The 14022-nt window shown below is 63.6% G+C and carries 19 protein-coding genes; 12 read left to right on the top strand and 7 right to left on the bottom strand.

The window, feature by feature from the left end; all coding sequences use genetic code 11:
* Nucleotides 1–60: 60 nt before the first annotated feature.
* The 7 genes from DVO78_RS15330 to DVO78_RS15300 all read left to right on the top strand — a co-directional run bounded on the left by DVO78_RS15330 (nt 61) and on the right by DVO78_RS15300 (nt 3782).
* Nucleotides 61–684, top strand: a complete 624-nt coding sequence (locus DVO78_RS15330; RefSeq protein ID WP_202912214.1) for a uridine kinase family protein — start codon at nt 61–63, stop codon at nt 682–684.
* Nucleotides 675–1298: a hypothetical protein gene (locus tag DVO78_RS15325; RefSeq protein WP_120006113.1), complete on the top strand. Its 624-nt coding sequence runs from the start codon at nt 675–677 to the stop codon at nt 1296–1298. The genes DVO78_RS15330 and DVO78_RS15325 overlap by 10 nt, the downstream gene beginning before the upstream one ends.
* 171 nt (nt 1299–1469) lie before the next feature.
* Nucleotides 1470–1883 (top strand): methyltransferase family protein, encoded by a 414-nt coding sequence (locus DVO78_RS15320; RefSeq protein WP_120006165.1) that lies wholly within the window; start codon nt 1470–1472, stop codon nt 1881–1883.
* A 112-nt stretch (nt 1884–1995) separates the two neighbouring features.
* Complete coding sequence (locus DVO78_RS15315; protein WP_120006111.1) at nt 1996–2253, top strand: ribbon-helix-helix domain-containing protein; 258 nt, start codon at nt 1996–1998, stop codon at nt 2251–2253.
* On the top strand, nt 2250–2630 hold the full coding sequence (locus DVO78_RS15310) for a type II toxin-antitoxin system VapC family toxin (RefSeq protein WP_120006109.1): 381 nt from the start codon (nt 2250–2252) through the stop codon (nt 2628–2630). Before DVO78_RS15315 ends, DVO78_RS15310 begins: the two co-directional genes overlap by 4 nt.
* 532 nt (nt 2631–3162) lie before the next feature.
* Nucleotides 3163–3390: a FitA-like ribbon-helix-helix domain-containing protein gene (locus DVO78_RS15305; RefSeq protein ID WP_120006107.1), complete on the top strand. Its 228-nt coding sequence runs from the start codon at nt 3163–3165 to the stop codon at nt 3388–3390.
* Nucleotides 3387–3782, top strand: a complete 396-nt coding sequence (locus DVO78_RS15300) for a type II toxin-antitoxin system VapC family toxin (protein WP_120006105.1) — start codon at nt 3387–3389, stop codon at nt 3780–3782. Before DVO78_RS15305 ends, DVO78_RS15300 begins: the two co-directional genes overlap by 4 nt.
* A 24-nt stretch (nt 3783–3806) precedes the next feature.
* Here DVO78_RS15300 and DVO78_RS15295 read toward each other — a convergent pair whose 3' ends face one another.
* Nucleotides 3807–4448, bottom strand: coding sequence for an alpha/beta hydrolase (locus DVO78_RS15295; RefSeq protein WP_120006103.1), 642 nt, complete (start codon nt 4446–4448; stop codon nt 3807–3809).
* Between the two features lie 5 nt (nt 4449–4453).
* Nucleotides 4454–4642 (bottom strand): hypothetical protein, encoded by a 189-nt coding sequence (locus DVO78_RS18080; RefSeq protein WP_238385355.1) that lies wholly within the window; start codon nt 4640–4642, stop codon nt 4454–4456.
* Here DVO78_RS18080 and DVO78_RS15290 point away from each other — a divergent pair.
* The gene (locus DVO78_RS15290) at nt 4556–5113 is read left to right on the top strand and encodes an alpha/beta fold hydrolase (RefSeq protein ID WP_238385354.1); all 558 of its coding nucleotides are present in this window, start codon (nt 4556–4558) and stop codon (nt 5111–5113) included. The genes DVO78_RS18080 and DVO78_RS15290 overlap by 87 nt on opposite strands.
* A gap of 57 nt (nt 5114–5170) precedes the next feature.
* The gene (locus DVO78_RS15285; protein ID WP_238385349.1) at nt 5171–6082 is read left to right on the top strand and encodes an SDR family NAD(P)-dependent oxidoreductase; all 912 of its coding nucleotides are present in this window, start codon (nt 5171–5173) and stop codon (nt 6080–6082) included.
* 90 nt (nt 6083–6172) lie between these two features.
* Here the strand turns inward: DVO78_RS15285 and DVO78_RS15280 are convergent, their stop codons facing one another.
* Nucleotides 6173–6931: a phosphotransferase gene (locus DVO78_RS15280; protein WP_120006099.1), complete on the bottom strand. Its 759-nt coding sequence runs from the start codon at nt 6929–6931 to the stop codon at nt 6173–6175.
* Entirely contained in the window at nt 6928–7905 is a 978-nt protein-coding gene (locus DVO78_RS15275; protein ID WP_238385348.1) for an alpha/beta fold hydrolase, read from the bottom strand. Before DVO78_RS15275 ends, DVO78_RS15280 begins: the two co-directional genes overlap by 4 nt.
* Nucleotides 7906–8027: 122 nt before the next feature.
* On the opposite strand from DVO78_RS15275, the gene DVO78_RS15270 reads away from it, so the two are divergent.
* Nucleotides 8028–8273, top strand: coding sequence for an AbrB/MazE/SpoVT family DNA-binding domain-containing protein (locus DVO78_RS15270; protein ID WP_120006095.1), 246 nt, complete (start codon nt 8028–8030; stop codon nt 8271–8273).
* Nucleotides 8270–8635, top strand: coding sequence for a type II toxin-antitoxin system VapC family toxin (locus DVO78_RS15265; RefSeq protein WP_120006093.1), 366 nt, complete (start codon nt 8270–8272; stop codon nt 8633–8635). The genes DVO78_RS15270 and DVO78_RS15265 overlap by 4 nt, the downstream gene beginning before the upstream one ends.
* Before the next feature lie 265 nt (nt 8636–8900).
* Here the strand turns inward: DVO78_RS15265 and DVO78_RS15260 are convergent, their stop codons facing one another.
* Nucleotides 8901–10094 (bottom strand): trans-sulfuration enzyme family protein, encoded by a 1194-nt coding sequence (locus tag DVO78_RS15260; RefSeq protein WP_120006091.1) that lies wholly within the window; start codon nt 10092–10094, stop codon nt 8901–8903.
* A gap of 10 nt (nt 10095–10104) precedes the next feature.
* Nucleotides 10105–11331 carry an aminotransferase class I/II-fold pyridoxal phosphate-dependent enzyme gene (locus DVO78_RS15255; RefSeq protein ID WP_120006089.1) on the bottom strand — a complete coding sequence of 409 codons (1227 nt, stop codon included), beginning with the start codon at nt 11329–11331 and terminating at the stop codon, nt 10105–10107.
* Between the two features lie 40 nt (nt 11332–11371).
* Between DVO78_RS15255 and thiL the strand changes: the two genes are divergently transcribed.
* The gene (thiL, locus tag DVO78_RS15250) at nt 11372–12469 is read left to right on the top strand and encodes a thiamine-phosphate kinase (protein WP_162301600.1); all 1098 of its coding nucleotides are present in this window, start codon (nt 11372–11374) and stop codon (nt 12467–12469) included.
* A 73-nt stretch (nt 12470–12542) separates the two neighbouring features.
* On the opposite strand, the gene DVO78_RS15245 is transcribed toward thiL, so the two are convergent.
* The gene (locus DVO78_RS15245) at nt 12543–13895 is read right to left on the bottom strand and encodes a UDP-glucose dehydrogenase family protein (protein ID WP_120006085.1); all 1353 of its coding nucleotides are present in this window, start codon (nt 13893–13895) and stop codon (nt 12543–12545) included.
* Nucleotides 13896–14022: the final 127 nt, after the last annotated feature.

Genomic DNA, 14022 nt, shown 5'->3' with positions numbered 1-14022 from the left:
GCCCACGGGCGGGAGCGAGAGGTGGCGGGATCGCCAGCCAAGAGGTGTTAGCGTCGGTGGATGGAGTTCGCCAGCCTGGTTGAGCACATCACGCAAGCTCAGGAGAGCGCCAGTCGCCCTATCGTGGTGGGGGTCTCCGGATACGCCGGTTCTGGAAAGTCCACGCTGGCCCGGCGACTTGTCGAAGCGGTGCCGGGCGCCGCGCGGGTGCGCGGAGATGACTTTCTGAACCCAGTTCTGTCACATCATCGCTCTCAAGATTGGGCCGGAGTGGAGCGAATCCGGCTGACAGAGGAAGTGCTCAAACCCATTCGTGAGCAGCAGCCGGGTACTTTCCGGAGGTTCGACTGGAGTCGTAGAACACTCGGAGACCCCGAACCGCTTCCGGACGCTGATGTCCTCGTCGTTGACCTGATCGGGCTGTTTCATCCTGAGGCGCTGGAGCATCTGGATGTCACCGTGTGGTGCGACATCGGTCTGCCGACAGCGGTCCAGAGGGGAATGGCGCGAGACAGAGAACTGGGACGCAAGCACGACGCTCTCTGGCGTGAGGTGTGGGAGCCGAACGAGCGAGATTTTGCGGAGAGGTTCGCGCCAGCGCAGAGAGCCGATATTCGTTTCTCCACAGAAGCGGCGTCGGGGGAGGACTCGACCGGCAGGGAGGATGCGCTGAGATGCGGGTGAATGTCTATGTGGAGAGCGGCGTCGCTATGGCCTATGACTTCGGGACTGCGGCCTGGGTGTTCGATGTTAAGTTCTGGGGTCTCTGCGGGCAAGGGCTGACGGAGACTGAGGCGTTGGCGGGGTTGAGGGCAGCGCTTCCGGCGGAGGCCGCTCTCAACGTCGTCGAGCGCATCCAAGGAGATGAGAGTGCTTTTGACCGCGACAAGACGCCTGCGGCTGAGGCTGAGGTTGAGCACACCTTGGAGATCCTGGCCGAGGTTCGAACTGAGCTGCTGGTGATCCTCTTGGAGATCACGGAGACGGACCTTGACCGGTCCATCACGCAGGACGCAGGTTTCGCTGCCTGGTCCACGGTCCGTGAACGTGCCTGGCATATCGCTGACACGGAGAGCCGCTACTATCTGCCCTCACTTGGACTGCCGTCCAAGCCACGGGCCCAGGACCTGGTCACTGAACTCCGAGACTCAGCTGAGCATGTGCGAAAGACTCTCAGAGCTATGCCCCGGAATCTCAGCCGGAATAATGACGGAGAGGCGTGGACCTCTACGAAGCTGCTGCGACGCCTCGCCTGGCACGAGCCGGGTGAGCTTGCCGCTATCCGCCAAGGTGCTTGATCTGCCCCGCTGGATAGTACGGAGCCCCGCCCGTCCTGCCGGTAGGCTGAGCTGATAGAGCTGATGGCATGTCAGCTGACACCGATTCCTGGCTGAAGGTGAGGACGCACTGTGCGAGATGTCCGAATTCCCCCGGTCGCGCTGCTGGGTGCAGCGGCAGCAACGCAGTGGATGCTCTCTCGTCACTCGGGCAGCAGCGGCCCCCTGGGAAAGGCAACAGCTGCGCTTGTTGGTGCCGCTTCGGTCGGGACGCTGGGTGGCTCGATTCTCCGGTTCAGACAGCAAGAGACCACGGTGGATCCGGTCTCTCCGCAGAGGGCAAGCTCATTGGTGACCGACGGACCGAGTCGCTTCACCCGCAATCCTATGTATGTGGGCATGGGTGGATTGCTGATTGCCCATGCGATCTATCGCAGCTCGGTGCTTGCGATGCTTCCAGCTGTAGGGTTCGTCGTTGCCATCGACAGGCTTCAGATCCCTGCCGAGGAGGCTGCTCTGCGCAACCAGTTCGGAGAGCAGTTCGAACAGTATTGCGCGTCAGTCCCGCGCTGGCTGGACAACCGCTCGTGGAGTGCCCTCCGATAGGTCAGTTGGCCCTAGGGTTTCCCCGGTTTGCGCCGCATCGCCGGCGGAAGCCAGGGGAATCAAAGGGACAGTGCGGTGCAAACTGCGGCTATTGTGATGTATAATGTGGTGTATGCGGCGGACGAATATCTATCTCGACGACCAGCAGACAGATCTGCTGGACCGACGAGCCGCTGAGGAAGGCATCTCCCGAGCCGAGCTGATCCGGCGTTTGATCGACAAGGGGTTGCACACCGCCGGCGATGGGACCAGCGCGATCCATTCTGCGATTGACCTGTCCTTCGGCTCCATGGTCGAGGTGGAGGTTCCGAGTCGTGATTCGGGGGCTCGCGAGGATCACCTCAACCGGCTTTGGCAGTTCAACGCATGATCTTGGTCGACACAGACGTGCTGATCTGCCACCTTCGCGGCATTGAAGCCGCCAGGGATTGGCTCCGAGAGGCTGCTCAGCGCGATGTTCTGGCAATGAGCGTTGTGACAGTCGCGGAAATCACCGGGGGGATGCGCTCTGCGGAACGGCGCGAGGTGTGGGCGCTGCTCTCAGCGCTGGAGACGGTCACTGTGACCGATGCCATCGCCCGGCGGGCAGGCGAGCTGCAGAGGCAGTATCGGCGCAGCCATTCAGGCATCGGAATCTCGGACTACCTCATCGCTGCGACGGCTCTGCACAGCGGGCTTGAGCTGGTGACGTTGAACATTAAGCATATCCCCATGTTTTCCGGCCTGACGCCGCCCTTTACGGTGTAGGACGAGGACCACCGCTGCTGAACTCTTGACCAGCCCCGGTCCCATCAGCTGCGCAACCATCTCGATAGGGTGGGGACTATGCACCCTGAGAAAGCAGAGACCGGACCCAGGAGCTTGCTGCGGCATTCGGGCTGACAGGCATCCACCCAGAATCGCTGACACGGTTCGCGAGAGTCTACCGAGCCCAGACCGCCACAGGGGGACATTGTCGTCCAACGGCCCCCGGGCGCTACTGAACGCACTGAGGCTCTGATGAGATGGACCAGAGCCCTCGACGACGCCGGCATCGCGGTGACAACTCCAACACCCCTGGAGGCGGAGAATCCACAAGAGATCAACGGTGGGCGCTGGGGCGGTCTACCCCTGGGTTGATGGTGCACCCTATACCGGCACCGAAAATCAGATCCGGCAGGCAGGTGCCTACCTGGGCCGCATGCATGCCGCCCCAGGCCGCTACCCGCTTCCGGGGGAGTCTGTGGCCTGACCGTCGAAAGCAATTCACATGTGATGGTGATGAGAGTACTCTTGGAGCATGTCCATGATTCAACTGAGGAACGTGCCTGAGGATATGCACCGTGAACTCAAGGCTCGAGCAGCTCAACGGGGTATGACCCTTTCGGAATATGCGACGCGTGAACTGCAGAAAGTGCTTGAGATTCCGAATCGACAGGAGATCATCAAGCGCGTTGCTGCTCTGACTCCCGTTGTGACCACCTTGCCAGCAGCAGAGGTCATTCGGGAGGCGAGAGACTCTCGGTGAAGGTGATCGATGCTTCTGCCGCTCTTGAATTCTTGCTGCACACCAGTCTCGGGCAACGAGTCGGCGCTCAGATCGCTGATCCTGACGAAGTGCTGATCGCCCCACACCTGATCGATGCAGAGGTTTCCCAAGGGCTCAGGAAGTTCGTCAGCATCGGAGATATCTCCGCCGAGCGCGGGCGTGAGTCACTCAGTGAGTTTCTCCTGCTCGGCATTCGGCGATGTGAGCACACGGCTCTTTTGGCGAGGGTATGGGATTTGCGAAGCAACACCACTGCTTATGATGCGATGTATCTTGCCCTCGCCGAAGTATTTGGAGCGCCCCTCATCACCACAGATGCCAAACTTGAACGCACTCCAGGGCATACTGCCGCGGTGCTCACTATCCGCTGACCGTCTCGCAGCGCGGCTCGCGTTTCATCCGCCGAAGACGGACCGTTCGAAGTGCTCGTGGTCCTGAGGTCGGTGGGCCGAGCCGGTGACGTGGATGTGCCTGGCGCCCAGGGCAGAGAGCACAGCGGCAATCGCCTCGTACTCCGGATTCCAATTGCCGGTGGCCACCACAGTCCGTTCAGCGGGGATCATAGCTGGGGTGATGCCGCAGCCCCAGGGCAGCGGAAGCGAGGCGAAATGCTCAGCCACCGCTCTGTCCTGATCCCACTGCTCAGGATCAGGAGGCCCGCCGAAGAACAGCGGGCAGATGATCTCCCAGAACCCGTAGAGGTCTCCGGCACTGCTGTGCTCCCGAGCGCGGGAGACTGTGCTGATGTGCCGCTCGATGTACGTGTTGCCGCGGACCAGATCGTAGAACGACGGCTCCAGCAGAACCAGTCTCTGGACGTGGAGCGCACCATGGTGCAGGGCGAGCACAGCGGGAACAGCCCCGAGACTGTGCGCGATGACATCGACCGGTTCCGCCGGTGCGATATCCACCAGATGCTGCACTCGCTGCTGAACTGAGGTGCCCGGGGTGAACTCGGCGAAGACGGCGTCGTCGTCGTTCTGGTGCGGCCAGGCGGTCCGTCCAGTCCTCCCCGCCCCGTGGATGTAGAGCCTCATGCCTCTCATCGTATGGTGGGTATAGGCTGGGGCGGGTGAAACCTCTTGTGGTCTTTCTTGCCGGAGCCGGCCAGGAACCGGCCGAGTGGGATGATCAGGTTCAACGCATAGGCGAGTATTCGTCGTTGGTTCTGACCACCAGTGATGTAGCCGGTTCCAGGTTCAGTCTTGAGTCCGCCGTTGAGGCTCTCCATTCTCGCATTCTTCAGACTGGCGCGGGCTCCGTCGTGATGGTTGGGCTGTCGGTCGGTGCCATGATGGCCACCCGATACGCTGCCGCATATCCAGACGCGGTGGCAGGCCTGCTCCTCAGCGGTTCACAGGTCAGACCGAACCCGGTGATGATGGGAGTCCAGCGCGCCATCATGGGTCTGTTGCCTGCGCGGATGCTGCCGCTTCCCGAGGACCTGAACAAACGGCAGTTCCTGGAGGTGCTCGACGCCGCGGGGAAAGCCGATCTGCGGGACGATCTGGCACAGATCACCGTGCCGACATTGGTGCTCTGCGGCAGCAGGGATCTGGCCAATATACCCGCTGCCAAGACCATCGCAGCTGCCCTGCCCGACGCCGAGCTGAGGATCATCGCCGGAGGTGGCCATGAGCTCAATACCGGCGCACCCGAGGATTTCGCTCACGCAGTCGAAGACCTGCTCGCCAGGACGTAGCTGCCGTTGCCGATGGACAGTTGACGTGAGGAGTGCCGGCCCAGCAAAGTGGGAGCCATGACCGCTGAGGGCATGGACCGGACTCTGCACACGGTGCGGCTCACTGACGCATCGCAGATGCCTGCGCAGACTGGCCGGACCTGGCTGGTCACCGGAGCTACCCATGGAGTCGGTCAGCAGGTGGCCCAGGCGGCCGTGAGGGCCGGTGCCCGGCTCATCCTTCCCGCCCGTGATCTCGCTCGCGGACAGGAACTCGCCGCAAGGGCGCGTCAGGCCGGCGGAGCAGTGCAGCTGCTGCCACTGGATCTGACTGAACCGGACTCCATCGAGCAGTTCGCCGCAGCCGTCGAGGGCCCGGTGGACGTGCTTGTCAACAACGCCGGAGCCGTGACTCCGCGCCGCCGTGAAACAGCCAACGGGCAAGAACTCATTCTGGCCACCAATTTTCTGGGACCCTTCGCCCTGACCGATCGGCTCCGCGAAAAGCTGATCAGCCGGGTGGTCATCGTCGGATCGGATGCCCACCGTTCAGGGGTCGTCAACGCCGCCGACCCGCATTTTCGTCATCGTCGCTGGAGCGTGGCGGCCGCCTACGCCCAGTCCAAGCTGTGCACTATGCTCTGGGCACGTGCGCTCCAGGGACGGCTTACGGATGTGAGCGTGCAGTTGGCGCATCCGGGGTGGGCGTTCACCAACATTCAGAACGTCACTGGTCATCGGCTGCTCGATGCTGCCGTGAGCGCGGTGTGCAGGCCCATCGCTCAATCTGCCGCCGAAGGCGCACTGCCGGTTCTCGCCGCCGCCGTGTCCCCTCTGAACCCGTTGAGCTACGTGGGTCCAGATGGGTTCCGTGCCCTGCGCGGCAAGCCCACGCTTCAGAAACCCTCATCCCTGGCGCAGGACGACGACGCTGCTGAGGCGGTGTGGCAGCTCGGCGTCCGGGAAACCGGAACCTGCGGCGATGACTGATGTAAAGACGGCTGCGCCGTCGTCCGCGACGTGGCTGTCCTCGAACGAGCTTGCTGCCCAAAATCCACGGTCGTAGGGGACTGGCTGAGGTCATAAACGCTGACTCAACGCTCGCGCCCACACGTCCTGGTGCCTCTCTACGTAGTCGGTGGCCGCCCGCCAGTGATCACCATGACCATTGATGTACATGCTTGCCCATGGTTCACGGCCGGATTCGTACGAAGATCTCAGTAGTTCATGCATGGCTGCGGCACGTCGATGCATCGTCGCGGGCAGTTCCTGGCGCATGTCCGGTCCAGCACCGTACCCATCGACGAAGACGGCTAGGCACCGCGCCGCCTCATCAGGTGCCCGTTCGGGATCGTTGAGCGTGAAGGCCTGGGCCGCATAGGCCAGATCCCAGATCCGTGTACTTGGGCCGGAGCCGTCCCAGTCGATGAACACCCAGCGATCCCCGATGATCAGGTTCCAGGGCGCAAGATCGTGATGGCAGATGAGCTCCTCGCCTGGAGCCGGGATGAAGGTCTCCCAGGGTGATTCGCCGGGAGGCTGGAAGGTCTGGCTGGCATCATGGATTGCGCGAACCAGCCCTCCGGCGCGGATCAGCTCTGAGGAGGTCAGCGGACCGGAGTCCAGTGCGAGGCGGCCCGGAATGAATTCGATCACCTGGCGGCCCTGATCATCACGACCCAGCACGGTGGGCACATCGATCCCGGCCCCACGCACCGCTGACATGAAGCTGTGGACACTTGGCGTGGCTGCGGACCACGGCTTCCGCACCGTGGGGCCGATCCGCACCACGTCGCCGGCATTTCCACCGGTCAGAAGCAGAGGATCCTCGGACGTCATCTGCCCTGAGAGATGAGTCGTTGCACGTGACGAGAGTTCGCGGCCCGCCACTGATCCACCATGCCAGTTCCCCCGTGGCCTTCGCCCTCATCGATGATCAGTTCGGTGCCCGGCCACGTTTGATGCAGCTCCCAGGCGGTGCGCACTGGACCACTGACATCACGCCTGCCGTGAATGAGCGTCGCCGGGATGCCGCGCAGACGATCCATCCGTGCCAGGATCGGTGGGTCCATGAAGCCGAGGTTGCTCCAGTAGTGAGCTGCCAGCGTGCAGAAAGTGGCCCGGAAGGCGCCGTCGTCCCATCGCGGATCCCTGATGATACCGCCTGTTCCAAGCGAGATATGGGTGTCCTCCCACAGCGCCCATTGGCGTGAGGCAGCATCGCGCACATCCGGGTCAGGATCCCGCAGCAGCTTCAGATACGCCTCGACCAGCCGGCCCTGGCCCCGTCGGTACCCGATTTCGGCGTTCTCCGCGTGAGCGGCGAATCTGTCCCAAGCTTCAGGGAAGAGATTGCCTACCGTCTCAGTGATCCACTCCACTTCGAAACGACTGGTGGTGGTCACGGCCATGAGCACGATTCCCAGCGTCCGGTGCGGGAACGCCTGGGCGTACGCGATCGCCAGAGTCGATCCCCACGAGACCCCGTTGAGCAGCCAGGCCTCGATGCCCACATGAGTACGCAGCGCTTCGATGTCGGCGAGCAGATGCTGGGTGGTGTTCTCAGCCAAGTCGTAGCCCGGTGCGCTCGCCGGCGGGGTGGACCGTCCGCAGCCGCGCTGGTCCATACCGATGAGACGGACATCCTCCAGATCGAACTTATTGCGATAGCCGCCTGAGCCCAGCGTGCCGCCTGGACCGCCGTGAAGGTAGAGGGCTGGTATTCCGTCCGGGTTCCCCGACTCCTCCCAGTAGAGCTGATGTCCGTTGCCAGCCGCCAGCAAGCCTGAGGCCCGTATTTCAGAACTCTTCACGCTTAAACACTATCCGGATTCCATCTCACAGGAACTGCCGATGCGCATCCTGCGACCCCTCGGTGGAGGGGAACAGTAAACGAGGGATACCACATACAATCATTAAGTGGGACAATGTATGCATGAGTACCACAAATGTGACGCTTGGTGATCGGGGGCGGCTCGTTGTGCCCGCCGAAGTCCGGGTCCGTCAACGATGGGAGACCGGAACATCGTTGATCTTCATCGACAGCGATGACGGGGTGGTGGTGATGTCGCGCGAACAAGCTCGTGAGCGCATCCGTCAGCAGTTGGAGGGCAAGGACCTCGTCAACGAGCTGCTGGCCGATCGGCGACGTGATGCCCAGCATGAGAACGCGACAGCATGACGGTTCTTGACGCCTCTGCTGTTTTGGCGTTCTTGAAGGAAGAGCCTGGACGCGAGGTTGTGGAAGAAGCGCTCGGCGGAGATACGCATATTAGCGCGGTCAACTGGTCCGAGACGGCTCAAAAGGTCTCAGCCGCGGGCGGGGACTGGGCTATGGCGCGAGCGGTTTTGAAGAGTTTTGGGCTGTACATCGAATCGGTGACCGAGGCCGATGCCGAGCGGGCCGCTGAACTCTGGGAGCCTGGGGGCGGGCTTTCCTTGGCTGACAGACTGTGTCTGGCAGTCGGAGAGAGACTGGACGCGACGATCCTGACCGCAGACCGTGCGTGGGGGAGCAGCGGCAACGTCCGGCAGATCAGATGAATGGTCCAAGACCTGTTGGCTGATCGTGAAACCAATCCCGACGATGAGATCTCCTCGGAGGAATTCTCGGCCCGGATTCGCCGTAAGTTGAGATGACCCTACCGTCCCTTACCCCTCCTCCATGCTGAGGAGTTTCCCCTACAAGCTGTGGTATGTAGGCGATGAGGACCGGCGCACCGTGAGAATCCTTGCCTGCATTCACCAATATCGGAATGAAGAGCCATTCGTCAGCAGAATCGAGTAGGGGGCCAGAGACCCCGTCCGATCAGGCAAAACTGGGTGGCTCTGATGAGCTTGCTGACCTCAGAGCCTGGGCCAGATCCTCGTAGAGATCTTCTGCGTCCTCGATGCCCACGGAGAGCCGGATCAGGCCCTCTGGCACGGTGTCCGGCTCGCCGGGATGACGACGACGCCGCTCCGCCAGGGACTCCACCCCGCCAAGAGAAGTGGCCGGGGTCCACACCTTCAGAGCCTCCAGCACGGCATCGGCCGCCTCGCGGCGACCGGTGTCGAGGGTGATGATCGCCCCGAAGCCGCCCAGCAGAGCCTTAGCCCGCTCATGCTGGGCGTGGCTGGTCAGCCCAGGGTAGGAGACAGCGATGAGCGGCGCGTCGTCGTCGTGGGTCAGTTTCTGGAGCTTGGCGGCCAGATACTCAGCGTTGCGCTCGGCCGCGTCCAGCCGTACCGCTAGGGTGCGCACTCCGCGCAGGGCCAGGAAGACCTCCATCGGACCCGGGATGGTGCCGTGCAGATTCCGGTGCCCGTGCAGTGCGCTGTGCAGTGACTCTTCTGAGGTGATGGCAGCCCCCATGATCACATCCGAATGCCCGGAGAGGAACTTGGTGACCGAATGGACCACCACATCGGCCCCGGAGGCCAGCGGGTTCTGCCGCAGCGGGGTGGCAAAGGTGTTGTCCACCGCCGTGGTGATGCCCAGCTCCCTCGCTGCGGCGATCAGTGCTGGCACATCAGCCACCTCGAGCATCGGATTGGTGGGCGACTCGATCCACAGCAGCGCCCGCATCGGGTGAGCATCCTCGGAGCCGACGGCTGCGGCGACCTCGCGGAGGGTCTCGATGACCTCATCGGTCTGCGCGATATCCACCCGGTGCAAGGTGAACAGCCCTTTGGCCGCCATCTGCTGAGCCATGGTGTAGTACCCCATATACGCGTGCTTCGGGATGACCAGGTGCCCGCCCAGCGGCAGCTGGTTGATCACCGCCGAGACAGCCGAAAGCCCGGAGGAGAACAGCAGCCCGTGTTCGCCCCCCTCCAACTCGGCCAACAGCTGCTCCAGCGGTTCGAAGCTGGGAATGCCCTCACGCGCATAGACCCGCGGGTACTCCACACTGGGCCGGTACACATAGGTGGAGGTGAAGTCCACCGGCGGGTTGACCGGGGAGTTGGGCTCATGGGGCCGGCCCGCGGCCACTACTCGGGTGCGCTGATTCTGTGTCATCACCTCTAGGCTAGCCAATCCACGCCGCGAGCCGGTTTAGTGCGGTCTCGAGTACGTCATGGCGTTTGCAGAAGGCGAAGCGCAGCAGGGAGTTCAGCTCATCATCATGGTCCTTCTGCGTGCTCGGCAGTGTCAGCGAGGACACCGGGATCGCACCCACTCCGGCGTGGGCGACCAGTTCGGCGGCGAACTCGGCAGCGGTCTTATCCGTGACACCGGCGACGTCGGCCAGCACGAAATAGCCCGCATCGGGCCGATAGGGCGTCAGCCCTGCAGCAGCAAGGCCCTCCATCAGCAGATCCCGGCCTGTCTGAAGCTCAGCCTGGTTGGCGGCGAAGAACCCACGGTCATCCTCCAACCCCTGGGCCACTGCGTACTGGAACACCCCGCCGGTGCAGAACGTGGTGAACTGCTTGACACCGCGGACTCTGTTCACCAGCTCCGGGTTGCCGGTCACCCAGCCCACCTTCCACCCGGTGAGCGAGAACGACTTGCCGGCGGAGCCGATGGCCACCGCCACCTGCGCCGCACCGGGAATGGTCAGGATGGTCTGGTGCTGGTACGCGGCGTCGTCCATGATCAGATGCTCATAGACCTCATCGGCCATGACGACGGCCCCGTGCCGGGCAGCGATGCCCACTATCCGCTCCAGCTCCGCAGGACTGAACACCACACCGGTGGGATTGTGCGGAGTGTTGACCAGGACCATGGAGGTCCGATCGGTCACCGCGGCCTCCAAAGCGTCGACATCCGGGCGGAAGTCCGGTGCCCTCAGCGGGATGGTCCGCAGCTGAGCCCCGGCCAGGGCCACCATGGACCCGTAGGAGTCGTAGAACGGCTCGAAGGTCACCACCTCGCTGCCTTCAGCGGCGAAGGCCAGAATCGTGGCCGCGATTGCCTCGGTGGCACCGGTGGTGTGCAGCACCTGGGTCTCCGGGTCCAGGTCTGTGCCGTAGTGCCGCTGCTGGTGGGAGACCACCGCCTCACGGAACCAGCCGAAGCCCGGACCGGGGGAGTACTGATTGGTGGGTCCGGCCGCTGTGGTGATCGCCTCCGCCGCTGACTCCCGCATCCACTGCGGACCCTCGGTGTCCGGGAAGCCCTGCCCCAGGTTGATCCCGCCGTGTGCTGCAGCGGCGGCTGTGGTGCGCTCATAGATGGTCGGCAGCACAGTGCCGGTGACGGCGTCGTAAGTATTGGCACCGGCGGCTGACCGGGCCCAGGGCGGAGTAGACATGGGTTCATGGTAGCGGCGAACAGGTGGGAAGATGACGAGCATGAGCGATGATCAGCTGACCGTGGGCGCTGTGGGAGAGGACGCTGTCTTGGCAGCGATGATGGAGGTAGTCGGACCACATTCTGCTGGTGGCCGCGGGGAGTGGGTCCGGACCGGAGCCGGTGAGGATGACGCCGCCGTGCTGAGCCCTCCGCGGGGTGTCCAGACCGTTATGACCGTTGACACCATGAGCGAAGGCCAGGACTTTCGGCGTGAATGGTGGCTGGGCCCCGAATCGCTGGGGGCCACGCCATACGAGCCCTCCGAAGAATGGCCGATGGATGTGGGCACCAAAGCTGCCGCGCAGAACCTCTCCGACATCAACGCCATGGGTGCGGTGCCGGAGGCCCTCCTGGTCAGCCTGACGCTTCCGCCCGGGACGCCCCTGGCCTGGGTCCAGGACTTCTACCGCGGGATCATCCGGGCATGTCAGGCTCCGGGAGCGGAGAACTGCTCGATTGCCGGGGGAGACCTCGGTTCAGGAGAGACCATCTCGGTGACGATCACCGCAGTCGGTGGGCTGCCTGAGGGCTCGCCGGGCCTGCTGCGCAGCCGGGCCCGGGCGGGGGACACGCTGGCGGTCTGCGGCGGTCTCGGCGACGCGGCAGCAGGACTGGCGCTGCTTGAGCGACCCGGCGATGAGACAGTCTCTGGTCAGGAGCTGGGCCTCTGGGAGGCCCACTCCGAGACCTTCCGGCGGTGTCTGCTCGCCCAGACCCACCCCCAGCCACCACTGACCGCCGGTCCTGCCGCGCTCGCCGCCGGTGCCACTGCGGGGATGGATCTCAGCGACGGGCTGCTGCGTGATGCCCAGCGACTGGCCGCAGCCTCCGGAGTGCGGATCCAGCTTGACGACGCCGCGCTGGCCGCCGAGGCCGTGCACCTGGAGCCGGTGGCTGAACTGCTGGGGCTTGCGGCGTCGTCGTGCCGTGACTGGGTGCTGACCGGGGGAGAGGACTACAGCCTGCTGGCCACGTTTCCCGAGGATGCTGCGCTCCCAGATGGATTCCGGTCGATCGGCCGGGTCGAGGTGGGCGATCCGCAGGTGCGCACCGGACTGCGGGGCGTGGGCGAGGGGTGGGACTCACTGTTGTCGTAGGGCTTTCGAACGTTCGTAGGGCTATAGCGCCACGATGACTCGAAAGCCCTACGACAAATGAGTTGCGCGACCCTCAGCTGTCGAATTTTCGTCCGAGTTGGGCGAAGGTCCAGCCGGCGTTCTCCCAGTCGGTGGGGGTGAGGACGTTGCGGGCGTCGATGATGCGTGGGGCGGTGACTTTGTTGTGGAGGTCGGTGGGGGTGAGGGCTTTGAACTCGTCCCATTCGGTGGTGAGGATGACCAGTTCGGCTTCGGTGACTGCTTCGTTGAGGGTGTTGACGTAGTTGATGCGTGGGTAGCGTTTGGCGGCGTTGGTGTTGCCTTGGGGGTCATAGACGGCGACATCGGCTCCGGCGTTGAACAGCCTGGCGGCGACATCGAGTCCTGGGGCGTCGCGGACATCGTCGGAGAGGGGCTTGAAGGTGACTCCGAGGATGGCGATCTTTTTGCCCTCGATGTCTTGGTCGAGCAGATCGAAGGCCAGGGCGATGGCCTTTTTGCGTCGACGCAGGTTGATCTGGTCCATCTCGTCGAGGAACCGCATGGAGTGGTCCAGGCCCAGTTCTGCGACCCGGGTCTGCAGGGCGCGGATGTCTTTGGGCAGGCAGCCGCCGCCGAAGCCGATGCCGGCGTTGAGGAATTTGCGTCCGATGCGGGTGTCGTGGCCTATGGCATCGGCCAGGGTGGTGATGTCACCGCCGACGGTTTCGGTGACTTCGGCGAAGGCGTTGATGAAGCTGATCTTGGTGGCCAGGAAGGCGTTGGCGGCGACTTTGACCAGCTCGGCGGTCTGGTAGTCGGTGCTGATCCAGGGGGTGTCTCGGCCCAGGGCTTCGGCGTAGACCGCCCGCAGCACCTGTTCGTCTGCTTCTGATGCGGTGCCGACGACGAGCCGGTCGGGGGTGAGGGTGTCTTCGACGGCGAAGCCTTCGCGCAGGAATTCGGGGTTCCAGGCCAGAGACACGGTGATCCCGTCGCCGGTGTTGTCCTGGATCAGTTCGGCGAGTCGGGCGGCGGTGCCGACTGGGACGGTGGATTTGCCCACGATCAGGGAGTCTTTGGTGATGCCCTGTGTCAGGCCTTTGGTCGCGGCGTCCACATAGGTCATATCGGCCCCGGTGCCGCCCTTGAGCTGGGGGGTGCCCACGGCGATGAAGTGCACATCCGCCCAGGCGCCCACTGTGGTGTAGTCGGGGTCGGTGATGAAGCGCAGCCGGCCTGAGTTCACGTGTTTGCGGATCAGCTCGGGGAGGCCGGGCTCGTGGAAGGGCAGATCACCGGCTGCCAGCGAGGCGATCTTCTCCGGGTCGACATCGACCCCGATGACGTTGAACCCCAGTTCAGCCATACACGCAGCATGAGTGGCACCGAGATAGCCGGTACCGATAACAGACACATTCTCCACAGTCGCATTCACGAGAGCCATCCTATGCGGTCAGCGCGAGCAGGGAGGGTATCTCGCGTTCGGCGGCCCAGTATGACGATAAATCAGGTCAGAATTACGCCGACATGTCGTCATCAGGGGGTAACTGAACGGGTTGAGGTGCCGAGGG

Origin of the sequence: Nesterenkonia muleiensis, from assembly GCF_003600155.1 — a bacterium.
GTDB classification, from domain to species: domain Bacteria; phylum Actinomycetota; class Actinomycetes; order Actinomycetales; family Micrococcaceae; genus Nesterenkonia; species Nesterenkonia muleiensis.
This window is presented reverse-complemented; position numbering and strand designations above follow the sequence as displayed.